This window comes from Pseudomonas sp. SBT1-2 (assembly GCF_028640875.1).
GTDB lineage: Bacteria > Pseudomonadota > Gammaproteobacteria > Pseudomonadales > Pseudomonadaceae > Aquipseudomonas > Aquipseudomonas chlororaphis_I.
This window is the reverse complement of the sequence record NZ_JAQZAA010000109.1, coordinates 269744-283444: the sequence shown is the minus strand read 5'-3', so window position 1 is coordinate 283444 and position 13701 is coordinate 269744. Positions and strand designations below refer to the sequence as shown.

Below are 13701 nucleotides of genomic sequence, written 5' to 3'. Positions count from 1 at the left end.
GTAGGAGCGAGGCTTGCCCGCGATTTCGTTTTTGAGCCCTCAAAATAAACATCAGGAATACGCATTTATCATAAGAATTAAATTACATATTTTTATAATTAACTTATAACTATTCAGACTTTTACACGGCGTATTTATACAAATACTGTTACATCCAGCACCGACCACCCGACCAGGTGGAGGCCCACGGAACTGCATTTTTTCCGGCCGACACCACTCCACGGTCAATTGCGCCACCCGAACCTGAAAAACCGGCCCAAGCCCCCCGCCGTCATGGCTTTCCCAGCATGGCCCCGGCGCAGCCTTGCCCGAAAAAAAACAACGCCAACCTACACACCTGGGGTTCACCATGCAGCACTTCACCGCACACCGCCTGACGCTGGCCGTATCGCTCAGCGCGGGCGTCTCGCTGAACCTGGCCGGGTTGTCGGCCCACGCCGCAGAGGGCGCCGACAAGGCCGCCCTGCCAGTGGTCACCGTCACCGCCGAGCACCATGCCGAGGACCTGCAAAAGGCCCCGCTGGCGATCTCCGCGTTCGATGAAAAAGCCCTGGAAGACAAGCAGATCAAGAGCATTCGCGATCTCTCCGGGCAGGTGCCGAACCTCAGCCTCAGCCGCCAGTCGATCTCCTACAGCGCGCAGACCTACGGCATCCGTGGCATCGGCGAGACCGATCCGATCCAGGAAGCGGCCGTGGCGGTCTACGCCGACGACCTGTACATCCCGCGGGCGATTTCCTCGATGCTCGATTTCAACGACGTCGAACGCGTCGAGGTGCTGCGCGGCCCCCAGGGCACCCTGTACGGACGCAACAGCAGCGCCGGGGCGATCCGCGTGATCACCCGCGACCCGACCCAGGAAACCCGCGGTTTCCTCGAACTCGGCGCCGGCAACTACGACGACCGCAACGGCCGCCTGCTGATCAGCGGGCCGCTGGTGGACAACACCCTGTTCGGCAGCTTTTCGGCGATCCGCCTGAGCCGCGACGGCACCGTCTCCAACCCCACCCGCGGCAAGGACGTGAACAACGTCGATATCCAGTCGTACCGCGGCAAGCTGCGCTACAAGCCGGACGACTCACCCTGGGATGTGCAACTGACCCTGGCCGGCACCTTCGACCGCGGCGACACCACCAGCTACACGCCCTTCGATGCCAACGGCCGCTTCGACAAGTTCAAGAGCTACAGCAGCCTCGATCCGAAAAACCGCCTCGACCAGGGCAGCTCGGTGCTGCGGGCGATCTACGCGATCGACGAGCACCTGAACCTCAAGTCGGTGACCGCCTACTCGGCCTTCCACCAGCCGGTGGACTACGACAACTCGGGCCAGGCGGCGCTGATCCAGAACAACCTGATCCTCTACAAGCAGGACTACGCCACCCAGGAATTCCAGCTCAACGGCGACTACGACGACTTCAGCTTCAGCACCGGCCTGTACCTGTACCGCGAGCAGTTCGACGCCGAGCGCGACAACCTCACCTACTCGGTGGCGCGCAACCGGGTGATCGGCCAGGGCCAGTACAGCACCACCCACACCGAGAGCTACGCGCTCTATGGCCAGGGCAGCTACAAGATCACCCCGCAGCTGTCGCTGATCGCCGGGCTGCGCTTTACCCGCGAGCACAAGAATTTCGAGTACGACAACTACGCGATTACCACCAACCGGCAAATCACCGGTACCAACTTCAGCGCCGATTCGAGCAAGTCCTGGCAGTCCACCAGCCCGAAACTCGGCTTCGAATACGCCTGGACCCCGCACCTGAACCAGTACGCCTACGTGGCCAAGGGCTTCAAGGCCGGTGGCTACGACAACCGCGCGCCGACCCGCGCCGCCGCCGAGCAGGCGTTTTCCCCGGAAGACGTGACCACCTGGGAAACCGGCTTCAAGGGCGACTTCTTCGACCGTCGCCTGCGGGCCAACCTGGCGCTGTTCTACAACGACTACAAGGACCTGCAGACCAATGCCTACGACCCGGCGCTGGGCGTCAGCCTGCGCACCAACGTCGGCCAGGCCCACACCTACGGGGTCGAGCTGGAAACCCTCAGCGCCCTGACCAACGACTTGCAGCTGACCTTCAACCTCGGCTACCTGCAAAGCCAGTACGACGACTTCGAGAATGCCAGCGGCGCCGGGGTCGATGCCAACGGCAAGCAACTGGTGTTCTCGCCGCGCTGGAACACCAGTGTCGGCCTTAATTACACCCTCCCCGCCGGCCTGCCCGGCACCTGGCTGGCCGGCACCGATGCGCAGTTCCAGACCAGGTCCTACGCCAACGCGCTGAACGACGACATCCAGGAAATCCCCCGGCAGACCTTCTGGAATGCCAACACCCGCTACATCTCCGGCGACGGCCACTGGACCACCACCCTGGCGGTGAAAAACCTGCTCGACCGCGCCTACCCGCAGTCGGTCGGCTACGTGCCGTCCAGTGGTGCCCGCTACTACGCCGTCAACGACCCGCGAACCCTCTTGCTGTCCGTGCGCTACGACCTCTGACCCCCTCATCGGCAAACACGCCAAGGAGTACTTTATGGCTTTTACCCGCAGGCAACTGATTTCCCGTATCGCCGCCGTCGGTGGTTATTCCGCCGCCGTCGGCGCCCTCGATGCCCTGGGGCTCGCGCCCAAGGCCGTGGCGGCGGCTTTCGACCCGCTGCAACTGGGCAGCAGCGGCAAAGGCAAGCATGTGGTGGTGGTCGGCGCCGGCATTTCCGGGCTGGTCAGCGCCTATGAACTGCGCAAGGCCGGTTTCAGCGTGACCATCCTCGAGGCCCGCGAGCGGGTCGGCGGACGTAACTGGACCCTGCGCCGCGGCAGCAAGGTGGAGTTCGACGACGGCGTCAGCCAGACCGTGGACTTCGATGAGGGCCAATTCTTCAACGCCGGCCCGGCGCGCATTCCCAGCCATCACCAGACCCTCCTCGGCTACTGCCGCGAGCTGGGTGTCGAGCTGCAAGTGCTGGTCAACAGCAGCCGCAATGCCCTGGCCTTGCCGGACGCCCGGCAGCCGGCGTTCCAGTTGCGCCAGGCGGTCAACGACAGCCGTGGCCAACTGTCCGAACTGCTGGCACGCAGCGTCAGCCGCAAGGCCCTGGACCAGGACCTCAGCGCCGACGACCGCCAGGCACTGCTGAACTTCCTCAAGGTCTATGGCGACCTCAACGCCGACTTCAAATACCAGGGCTCGGTGCGCTCGGGCTACACCCGCCTGCCCGGCGCCGGCGACCAGACCGGCATCACCCGCGCGCCGCTGCAGTTGCAGACCCTGCTCAATCCCAAGCTGTGGGGCGCACTGGTGTTCGATGAAATCCCCGAGTTTTCCTCGACCATGTTCCAGCCGGTGGGCGGCATGGACCGCATCCCCCTGGCGTTCTACGACAAGCTCAAGGACGCGGTGCGCTTCCACGCCGAAGTCAGCGACATCCAGACCTCCGAGCAAGGCAGCCGCATCACCTACAAGGACCGCCAGACCGGCAAGAGCCAGACCCTGAGCGCCGACTACGCCATCGTCACCGTGCCCCTGCCGCTGCTGGCCAGGCTGCCGAACAACTTCAGCACGCCGTTCAAGCAGGCGATCCTCAGCGCCCAGAGTGACCAGGCGAACAAGGTGGCCTGGCAGTCGCCGCGCTTCTGGGAAACCGACTTCAACATCTTTGGCGGGCTGTCCTACCTGGACCATGAAGTCAAAGGCCTGTGGTACCCCAGCGACCGGCTGAACAGCGCCCAGGGCATCCTCGTCGCCGCCTACAACACCAGCGAAGCGGCCCAGGCCTTCAGCCGCAAATCCCTGGCCGAGCAGTTCGCGTCCTCGCGCCAGGCCGTCGAACTGCTGCACCCCGGGCACAGCGCCAAGCTGCAAAAACCGGTGGCCATCAACTGGTCCAAGGTGCCCTTCAGCAAAGGCCCGTGGATCGTCAACGACGAGGTCGGCGAGCAGGCCTACCACATCCTCAACCAGCCCCAGGGCCGCACCTACCTGGCCAGCGACGCCCTGGCCCATGGCGGCGTCGGCATCTGGCAGAACAGCGCCGCCGATTCCGCGCGGCGCATCGTCAGCCTGATCGGCCGCCATGCCGAACGCCAGCAACCGGGTGTGGCTGCCTGATTCCCCCCCATTTTCCCCAAGACAGAAGGACCGACCGATGAAAACCACCACGCTGCTCGCAGGACTGCTCATGACCGCCACCGCCTTCACCAGCCTCAGCCACGCCGATGAGATCAAGCGCATCGCCCTGCCCAACTCCAACTTCCCGATTTCCCTGGCGGTGGCGGTGCCGGCGCAGACCGAGCTGCTGTTCGTCAGCGGCCTGCTCGCCGACCTGCACGACCCGCAAGCGCCGAAGGATTCCTTTGCCGCCTACGGCGACACCGCGACCCAGACCACCTCGATCCTCAACAAGCTCAAGAGCGTGCTGCGCAGCCAGGGCCTCGACCTGGGGGACGTGATCCAGCTGCGGGTGTTCCTGGTGGGCGACCCGGCCAAGGGCGGCAAGCTGGATTTCGCCGGGTTGCAGCAAGGCTATACGCCGTTCTTCGGCAGCGCCGAGCAGCCGCACAAGCCGGCGCGCACCGCGGTGCAGGTGGTCGCCCTGCCACTGCCGGGCGGCCTGGTGGAAATCGAAGCCGTCGCCGCGCGCAAGAAGTGACCCGGACCTAGCCGATATTCAGGAGCCCCCTCTCATGCTCAAGCGCTCAACTGCCCGACGTACTGCAACGGTCTATCGCCCGTTGTTGCTGCCGCTGTCGATTGCCTGCGGCCTGGCTTCATCCAACCTGGGGGCCGCCGAAAGCGCCTCGCCGACCCTCGACACGGTGGTGGTCACGGGCAACCGTGGCGCCACCGAACGCACCGTGACCACCAGCCCGACGCCGATCGACGTGGTCACCGGCGAACAACTGCGGGCGGTGGGCAAACCCAGCCTGCTGGAGGCGCTGAGCAAGTTCATCCCGTCCTTCAACCTGCCCGACCGCGCCGGCTGGGACGCCAGCGGCGTGGTGCGCTCGGCCACCCTGCGCGGGCTTACCGCCTCCCATGTACTGGTGCTGGTCAACGGCAAGCGCCGGCACACCAGCGCCACTTTGAACATCAACGGCATCAACAGCGGCGCGGCGCCCAGCGACCTCGACCTGATCCCGGTGGCGTCCATCGACCATATCGAGGTGCTGCGCGACGGCGCGGCGGCGCAGTACGGCTCGGACGCGATTTCCGGGGTGATCAATATCATCCTCAAGCAGACCACCGGCGGCAGTTCCGATACCACCCTCGGCCAGGGCTACGACGGCAAGCGCGGCACCGCCCAGGAGGCGCTCAACTACGGTTTCCAGGTCGGCGAGGCCGGGGTCCTGAATGTCTCCCTCGACACCCGTTACCAGGAGCGCGACAACAAGGCTGGCAGCAACGGCTACAGCAGCCATTACTACCCGCTGGCCGACGGCTCGCCCGACCCGCGCGAGGCCGGCGCCAGCCACCACACCTACAAGGGCTACGGCCTGCCCCGCAGCCAGCTGGCCGATGTCGGCTACAACCTCGACCTGCCGCTGAACGACGCCGTGACCCTGTATTCGTTCTCCACCCTGGCCACCCGGGAGAACAACGACGGGCAGAACTTCCGCCTGCCCAACGGCCGCAACACCATCACCACCGGCCCCAATGGCTACCCCAACGGCTACAGCCCTTATTGGCTGGTCAACGAAACCGACTTCCAGTCGGCGTTCGGCGCCAAGGGCGGGGACTTCGGCGGCTGGGCCTGGGACCTGAGCAGCACCTACGGGCGCAACTACGCCAAGCAACGCACCTACGACAACCAGAACCCGTCGCTGGGGGAAAACACCCCGAACAAATTCACCTCCGGCATCTACATCGCCGACCAGTTGACCAGCAACCTGGACCTGAAACACAGCTACGAGATCGGCCTGGCCAAGCCGCTGGACGTGGCTTTCGGCTTCGAGCACCGGCGCGAAAGCTACGAGACCCGCGCCGGCTCCGAAGCCTCCTATCTCGATGGCGGCTATGTGTTTCCCGCCGGCCACCCGCGCGCCGGGCAACGCCCCGACCCGGGGGCCCAGGTGACCAATGGCATCAGCCCCGAGGATGAGCAGAAGATCAGCCGCAACAGCGTTGCCAGCTATATCGACCTGGGTTTCTACCCCGTGGAGCAGTGGTATGTCGGCGTCGCCGCGCGCTACGAGCACTACAACGAAGGCGTGGGCGCCACCCGCAGCGGCAAGCTCAGCACCCGCTATGAGTTCAACCCGGTGTTTGCGCTGCGCGGCACCCTCAGCAACGGTTTTCGTGCGCCGTCCCTGGCCAACCAGATCTTCACCGCGCGCTCGACCGGCTTCGACACCATCAATGGCGTCTACCAGTCCTACAACTACGTGATCCTGCCGGTGGACTCGGCCGGCGCCCAGGCGCTGGGCGCGCAGTCCCTGAAGCCGGAGCGCTCGACCAACTTCAGCCTGGGGTTTGCCCTGACCCCCAGCGACGACCTGAGCCTGACCGTGGATGGCTACGTGATCAACCTGCGCGACCGCCTGGTGCTCAGCGAACGCTTCCAGGGCCCCGGCGTCGCCGCCCTGCTCGACAGCATCGGCGTACCCGCCACCGCCGGCGCGCAGTACTTCACCAACGGCGCCAACACCCGCACCTCCGGGGTCGATGTGGTGGGCAATTACCGGCAGAACCTGGCCCGCTACGGCTCGGTGAAATGGACCGCGGCGCTGAACTACAACCACACGCAAATCCTCAGCGTCAGCGACACCCCCGCGCAACTGAGCGCCCTGGGCAGCAACTTCCAGCTGCTGGGACGGCAGTCGCGGGCGCTGCTCACCAAGACCTCGCCCAGCAGCAAGATGATCTTCTCCGCCGATTGGGCGATCCGCGACTTCGACGTCAACCTGCGGCTGACCCGCTACGGCACCTACACCGAGGTCAACAGCTCGAGCAACCCGGACCTGGACCGCGAGTACTCGGCCAAGTGGATCACCGACCTGGACGTGGCCTATGCCTTCGACAAACAACTGACGGTGGCGGTCGGCGCGCAGAACCTGTTCGACAAGTACCCCGACCCTATCGGCGTGAGCAACTCGTCGTTCGGCGACAACTGGGGCAGCTATTCGCCCTTCGGCTTCACCGGCGGTTACTACTACACTCGGGTGCAATATGCCTTCTGAGGTGCCCCGCGGCAGAGGTAATGCCGCGGGCGCCGGGCTTCATCGCGACGCTGGGTTCCTGTGCCAGGCGTCGCCCTTTTTGACTGCGAGCGTAGCTGCCCATGACTGACGTGTTCGCCAAGGTGGCCCTGGGGCCGCTGTTACTCGCCCAGGGCCTTTACACCCGCTGGGTCACACCCAAGTTGCCGGAGGCCGAGGGCCCGCGCCAGGGCGGGCATGCCGACGGCAACGGGCCGGCCCTGCGCCTGTTGATCCTCGGCGACTCCGCGGCGGCGGGTGTCGGCGCCGGCACCCAGGACGAGGCGATTGCCGGCCGGCTGGTGGCCGGGTTGGCCGACGACTTCCAGCTGTCATGGCAACTACGGGCACAATCCGGGCTGGACTCCCGGCAGTTGTTCCAGCTGTTGGACGCTGGCCCGGCCGAGCCCTTCGATGTGGCCCTGGTGTCCATCGGCGTCAACGACGTCACCAGCACCATCGCCGCGGCCGAATGGCAGGCGCGGATCTCGCGCCTGATCGAGCTCTTGAGCGAGCGCTTCGAGGCCAGGCACATCGTTTTCCTGCCCGTGCCGCCCATGCACCTGTTCCCCGCCCTGCCCCAGCCGCTGCGCTGGTACCTGGGCCTCAGGGCCCGGCGCTTCAACAGCCTGCTGGTCGAGCTGCTGGACGGCCTGGAGCACTGCACATTACTGGCCACCCGCTTCCAGCCGGCGGCCAGCCTGATGGCCGGCGACGGCTTCCATCCCTCCCCGGTGCTCTACCAGATCCTTGCGGATGAAGCGGCGCAGGTGATTCGCCAGCGCTGCGGTCGTTAAGCCACTCCCGGTCCTCACACCAGCCCCAGCCCTGGACGCCGGCCAACAAACCCCGGGGTTTCGCGCATGGTGCCGGCCAGCCTGCCCGATATCATTGGCTGGCCGGTTCGCTGCCAGCCTGTCAGCCCTGAACCGGCGCCCTGACGCTCACCTCGATCCCCAACGGACCCGATACCTTATGCCCGCATCCACACTTGCCGGTGGACGGCGTTCGAGCTGCTTTTTGTTTTGCCTGGCGCTGTCCTTGATGGTGCCCCTGATGAACAGCAGTGCTCCGACCCCGCTCTACCCCTTCTACAAAGAGCAGTTCGACCTGAGCGCGCTGGACCTGACGCTGATTTTCGGCGCCTATGGCATCGGCGTGCTGATCGCCCTGGTGGCCATGGCGCGGATCGCCGGCAACGTCAGCGACCTGCGCCGCCTGTTCGTCCCCGCCAGCCTGCTGGTGCTGGTCGGTGCCGCGGCTTTTGCCCACGGCACGTCCCTGGGCCCACTGTGCGCGGCGCGATTGCTGGCCGGCCTCGGCTCGGGGGTGATGACCGCGGCGGTGAATGTGGCGCTGGTGCGTTTCAACCCGGGGCACAACGACAAGTTGCCGGCCCTGGTGGCGACCCTGGCGATGGTCTCGGGCCTGGCCCTGGGGCCGCTGGTCAGCGGCGCGGCGTTGCAGCTGGAGCTGCGTCCCCTGGCATCGCCCTTCTGGCTGATCGCCGCGCTCGGCCTGGCGTCGGCGGTCGCGACCCTGATCCTCTGGCCATCCCGGGCGGCCAGCGATGCGGCGGCGCCCAATCAGGAGAACACTCGCCCGGCCAGCCTCAGGCAAGCCTTGCGTGGCATCGGCCTGCCCTTTCACCTCTGCGCCTGGAGTGTGTTCTTCAGCTGGTCGTTCGCCGCCTGTGTGTTCGTGATCGGCCCGCAGGTGGCGCAGCAGGTGTTTGGCCTGGAGGACCGCGGGGTCTTTGGTTATGTGATCTGCGCCTACCTGCTGATCGCCGGCCTGAGCCAGCTCTACTGCCAGCGCATGGACGCCCGCCAGGCGCTGCTCAGTGGCTGGTTGTGCCAATGCCTGACGCTGGTGATCCTGCTCCTGGCCTGCTACAGCCAGGCCCTGTACCTCGCCCTGCCGGGGTTGGCGATCGGCGGTTATGCCTATGGCGCGCTGTTCGTCGGCAATGCCCGCCTGGTCAATCAGCTGGCGCCCCGGCACAGCCACGGCAAATTGATTGCCTATTTTTACGCCACCGTCTACCTGTTCAACGCCACCCCGGTGCCCTTGGGGCTGTTGGTGGACGCCTGCGGCATCGTCACTGCCAGCAACGTCGCGCTGGGGCTGTTCCTGGTCATTGGCCTGGGCTTGTTCGCCTTGGCTCGCCGTACGCGTTTTGCGGCTCGCTGAGTCGTCCCGGACGCGCTGGCCGGCAGCGGCCCGCGCCCGCATACCGCGAGCCTTCAACGCCTGACCTTCACTACCGCCATCAGCAGCGCCGAAGACAGCACACCGAGGGTCATGAACACATAGGCCGCCCCGGGATTGCCGGTGAGACCGATCAGGTAGCCGACGATCCACGAACCGACGAAGGCGCCCAGCGCGCCGCAGGCGTTGATCAGGCCAATCGCTCCGCCGAACACATTGGCCGGGAGCACTTCCGGGATCAGTGCGAAAAACGGTCCATAGGGCGCGTAGAGCGCGGCGCCGGCGACGGTCAGCAAGGCGAACGACAGCCAGAAGTGCGAAGGCCCCAGCAAGTACGAGCAGAAGAACGCCAGCGCGCCCAACCCGAGCAGCGGCCAGACCAGCGATTGGCGCCGCCCGGAGCGGTCCGATACCCAGGACACCACGAGCATGGCGGCGACGGCAGCCACATAAGGCACCGCGCTCAGCCAGCCGACCGTGACGATATCCGTGGCAGCCGCCTGCTTGATGATGGTCGGCAGCCACATGATGAAACCGTAGACGCCGATGCTCCATAAGGCATGCACGGCACAGAGCTGGATCACCACCGGGCTGGTGAAGGCCTGGCGATAGTTGCGCACCGCCTTGAGGCCCTGCTGTTCCTCGGCAAGGGTGGCGGCCAAGCGGTTTTTTTCCTGCCGGCTCAGCCAGTCGACCTGCTCGGGCTTGTCCCGTGCCAGGCGCCACCAGACAAACGCCCACAACACCGCCGGCGCGCCTTCGATGACAAACATCTCGCGCCAGCCCCAGGCATGAATCAGGTAGCCCGAGACCACCGACATCCACAGCACCGTGATCGGGTTGCCCAGCACCAGGAAGGTATTGGCTCGCGAGCGCTCCTGGCGGGTGAACCAGTTGCTGATGAAGATCAGCATCGCCGGCATCACCGCAGCCTCGACTATGCCCAGCGACACCCTGATCACCATCAGCATCGGGATATTGGTCACCAGGCCGGTGGCCATCGCACACAAGCCCCACAGGATCAGGCTGCAGAACACCAGTTTGCGCACGCTGTAGCGTTGCGCGTAGATGGCGCCGGGCACCTGGAAGAAAAAGTAGCCAAGGAAGAACAAGGCGCCGATCAGTGACGAGGTGCTCTTGCTGATGCCCAGGTCCTGCTCGATGCCCGCCGCGCTGGCGAAGCCATAGTTGGCCCGGTCCAGATACGCCAGGCTGTAGGTGATGAAGATCAGCGGGATCAGGTACAGCCAGCGCTTGGGCGCGAAGGCCGTGGCGGTCGTTGACGGATGTCGCGCCGGGTCGCGGGTATGCGGCGGCAGTGCCGGTTCTTCGAGAGGGCTCATGGGTGTCTCCTGTTTGTTGTTGTTTTTCAGGTCCGGGTACTGGGCTCAAACGACGCTGGTCAGTCCTCCGTCGACAAAGATCGTCTGGCCATTGATGAAGTCCGAGGCCGCCGAGGCGAGGAACACCGCGCTGCCGCACAGCTCCTCGACCCGCCCCCAGCGCCCCGCCGGCGTGCGTTTGCACAGCCATTGGGAAAACGCCTGATCGTCGATCAGCGCCCGGTTCATCTCGGTCGCGAAATAGCCCGGGGCCAGGCCGTTGGCCTGGATGCCATGGCGCGCCCATTCGGCGCACATGCCTTGGGTAAGCATCTTCACCGCGCCCTTGGACGCCGCGTAGGGGGCGATGCTCGGCCGGGCCAGCTGGCTCTGCACCGAGCAGATGTTGATGATCTTGCCGCGGCGCCGGCCGATCATGTGCCGCGCCACGGCCTGGGACACATGGAACACCCCGTCCAGGTTGACCCGCATCAGGGCATGCCAGTCGTCGGCGGCGAAATCCTCCAGCGGTGCGCGGCGCTGGATGCCGGCGTTGTTCACCAGGATGTCGATAGCGCCGACCCGCGTCTCGAAGGTGTCGATGGCCTCGAACAGCCCGGCGCGATCGGTGACGTCGAACACCGCGATCTCCGCGCCGATGCCCTCGTCGCGCAACTGCCGGGCAACGGCCTGTGCCTTGTCCCTATTACGATCGTTGATCACCACCTTGGCGCCGGCGGCGCCCAGGCCCCGAGCCAGTTCCAGGCCAATGCCCTTGCCTGAACCGGTGACCAGGGCCCTTCTCCCATCCAGCTGGAAACTACCGGGATTGAATGACATGCTTTCCTCCGCGAGACGGCCGCTGTTTTTGGAATGGGCCTTGCGGGCACTTCAGCGCAGCTGGCGGGCACTGTCCAATCGTCATTGCTGATCTGGTAATCAATCTTCGTGATTACCATCTCGAAGCGTTTTCAACCCTGGAGTCGGTCGATGGAAATCAAACACCTGCGCTCGTTCGTAACCCTGGCCCAGGAGCTGCATTTCGGCCGCGCGGCGCAACGGCTGGCTATCGTCCAGCCGGCCTTGAGCATGCAGATCAAGCTGCTGGAGGAGGAATTGGGCGTGCGCCTGTTCGAACGCAACCACCACGCCGTGGCGCTGACCGAGGTCGGAGCGATCTTCCTGCCCGAGGCCCGCGCGACCCTGCACCAGGCGGCCCATGCGATGGACGTGGCCAGGGCTTCGGGACGTGGGGAGATCGGCCGGGTGCGCCTGGGCTTCGTGTCTTCGGTACTGCCGGAGTTCCTGCCGGCGCTGATCCGCGCCCTGCATGAGCGTTTCCCGCGCATCGAGCTGGAACTCAAGGACATGCCGGGGCCGGACCAGGCCGCGGCGTTGAAAAACGGCCAGCTGGATTTCGGCCTGATGCGCCTGCCGGCGATCATTCCCGGCATCCAGACCCGGGAGGTGCTGCGGGAGAGTTTCATGGTTGCGCTCCCCGACGATCATCCGTTGGCCTGGAGTGCAACCCTGCAACCGGCGGCGCTGGCGCGACTGCCGGTGTTGATCCTGGCCAGGCGCTACGCCCCGGGCTTTCACGATCAACTGATGCAAGAGCTGAACCGCCAGGGCGCGCAACTGGAAGTCGCCGCGGAACTGGGCGAGTTCACCACCATGCTCGCCCTGGTGTCCGCCGGGCTCGGCATTGGCTTGCTGCCCGCCCACGCCGGGCGCGCGTTACCCGCCAACGTGGTCGCCCGCCCCCTGGAACTCGGGGACTACCAGGCGACCACCGGCCTGGCCTGGGTGGAACTGGATAATGCCCTGAAGAGCACCGTGTTCGGGGTGATCAGCGACGTGTTCCTTGAGGGCCACGGGCAATGATAATCAGCGACAACCCAGGACCGAGGATTTCCTCCTGGCAGCCCCATTCCAGGACTATCGGCATGCTAAAGTCGGCTTAATTTTGCCAATCGTCCAGAAAAGGTGCCCCCATGGATCCGCTTTCCGGTGTCCTTTCGCTGCTGAGAATCCGTAACTACCATTCGGCGGCCTTGAAGCTGGGCGGCGACTGGGCCTTCGACTTTCCCAGCCGGGCCGGCATCAAGTTCACGGCCGTGGTCAAGGGCAGTTGCTGGGTGAAGGTCAGTGGCGAGCCGACGCCGCAACGCCTCCAGCAAGGCGACTGCTTCCTGATGACTCGCGGTGTGCCCTTTACCTTGTCCAGCGACCTGGGGCTGCCGGCCATGGATTCCGAAGGGCTGTTTCAAACCCCGGCCCCGGACGAAATCACCCTCGATTACGGCGGCGACGATGTGCAACTGGTCGGCGGGCGCTTCGATTTCAGCGGCGTCCCCACCCAGTTCCTGCTCAGCGCCCTGCCCTCGCTGGTGCATGTGCAGGGCAACTCGCCCCAGGCGTCGATCCTGCGCTGGGCGCTGGATCGCTTTACCGCCGAGCTGCAACAACAGCGCCCCGGCCGCTCGCTGATGAACGAGCACCTGGCGCACATCATGCTGGTCGAGGTGCTGCGGGCTCACCTGGCGGCCCTGGAACCTAGCAGCCTGGCCAGCGAGGGCATGGGCTGGTTCTTCGGCCTGGCGGACCGCAACCTCAGCGTCGCCCTGAGCGCCCTGCACGCCAACCCGGCGCGACGCTGGACAGTCGAGGAACTGGCGCGGCTGGCGGCCATGTCGCGCTCGGCCTTCGCCCTGCGCTTCAAGCAGATAGTCGGCGCCGCGCCAATGGAATACCTGACCCACTGGCGCATGCTGCTGGCCGGCGATCGCCTGAGAAACTCCGGCGACTCGGTGGCGTCCATCGCCTTTTCCCTGGGCTATGAATCGGAGAGCGCCTTCAGCACCGCCTTCAAGCGAGTCATGTCGCACTCGCCACGCCAGTACCAGCGCGAGCAGGCGGCCGCCGTCGAGGCTTAGGTCGAGGCTGACGTCAAGGCCGCCTTCAAGGCTGCCTTCA

The 13701-nt window shown here is 65.6% G+C and carries 10 protein-coding genes; 8 read left to right on the top strand and 2 right to left on the bottom strand.

The genetic code is table 11. The annotated features are described in order from the left end of the window. Positions 1 to 349: 349 nt before the first annotated feature. The 6 genes from PVZ78_RS24910 (at position 350) to PVZ78_RS24885 (ending at position 9385) form a co-directional block, all read left to right on the top strand. Entirely contained in the window at positions 350 to 2497 is a 2148-nt protein-coding gene (locus PVZ78_RS24910) for a TonB-dependent receptor (protein WP_273829432.1), read from the top strand. Positions 2498 to 2531: 34 nt separating this feature from the next. Continuing rightward, the gene (locus PVZ78_RS24905) at positions 2532 to 4106 is read left to right on the top strand and encodes a flavin monoamine oxidase family protein (protein WP_273829431.1); all 1575 of its coding nucleotides are present in this window, start codon (positions 2532 to 2534) and stop codon (positions 4104 to 4106) included. A gap of 37 nt (positions 4107 to 4143) precedes the next feature. Beyond that, complete coding sequence (locus tag PVZ78_RS24900; RefSeq protein ID WP_009049095.1) at positions 4144 to 4647, top strand: RidA family protein; 504 nt, start codon at positions 4144 to 4146, stop codon at positions 4645 to 4647. 34 nt (positions 4648 to 4681) lie between these two features. Further along, positions 4682 to 7174 carry a TonB-dependent receptor plug domain-containing protein gene (locus PVZ78_RS24895; RefSeq protein WP_273829430.1) on the top strand — a complete coding sequence of 831 codons (2493 nt, stop codon included), beginning with the start codon at positions 4682 to 4684 and terminating at the stop codon, positions 7172 to 7174. 101 nt (positions 7175 to 7275) lie between these two features. Continuing rightward, positions 7276 to 7989: an SGNH/GDSL hydrolase family protein gene (locus PVZ78_RS24890; protein WP_273829429.1), complete on the top strand. Its 714-nt coding sequence runs from the start codon at positions 7276 to 7278 to the stop codon at positions 7987 to 7989. Between the two features lie 178 nt (positions 7990 to 8167). Continuing rightward, positions 8168 to 9385 (top strand): MFS transporter, encoded by a 1218-nt coding sequence (locus tag PVZ78_RS24885; protein WP_273829428.1) that lies wholly within the window; start codon positions 8168 to 8170, stop codon positions 9383 to 9385. A 53-nt stretch (positions 9386 to 9438) separates the two neighbouring features. On the opposite strand, the gene PVZ78_RS24880 is transcribed toward PVZ78_RS24885, so the two are convergent. Together PVZ78_RS24880 and PVZ78_RS24875 are read right to left on the bottom strand one after the other, a co-directional pair. Continuing rightward, a complete protein-coding gene (locus PVZ78_RS24880; protein WP_273829427.1) occupies positions 9439 to 10746 on the bottom strand; it encodes an MFS transporter in 1308 nt (435 codons plus the stop codon). A 45-nt stretch (positions 10747 to 10791) separates the two neighbouring features. Beyond that, a complete protein-coding gene (locus PVZ78_RS24875; protein WP_041983726.1) occupies positions 10792 to 11565 on the bottom strand; it encodes an SDR family NAD(P)-dependent oxidoreductase in 774 nt (257 codons plus the stop codon). A 150-nt stretch (positions 11566 to 11715) separates the two neighbouring features. Between PVZ78_RS24875 and PVZ78_RS24870 the strand changes: the two genes are divergently transcribed. Both PVZ78_RS24870 and PVZ78_RS24865 read left to right on the top strand, forming a co-directional pair. Next, positions 11716 to 12609, top strand: a complete 894-nt coding sequence (locus PVZ78_RS24870) for a LysR family transcriptional regulator (protein WP_028684029.1) — start codon at positions 11716 to 11718, stop codon at positions 12607 to 12609. 110 nt (positions 12610 to 12719) lie between these two features. Further along, positions 12720 to 13661, top strand: coding sequence for an AraC family transcriptional regulator (locus PVZ78_RS24865; RefSeq protein ID WP_038632558.1), 942 nt, complete (start codon positions 12720 to 12722; stop codon positions 13659 to 13661). Positions 13662 to 13701 lie beyond the last annotated feature (40 nt).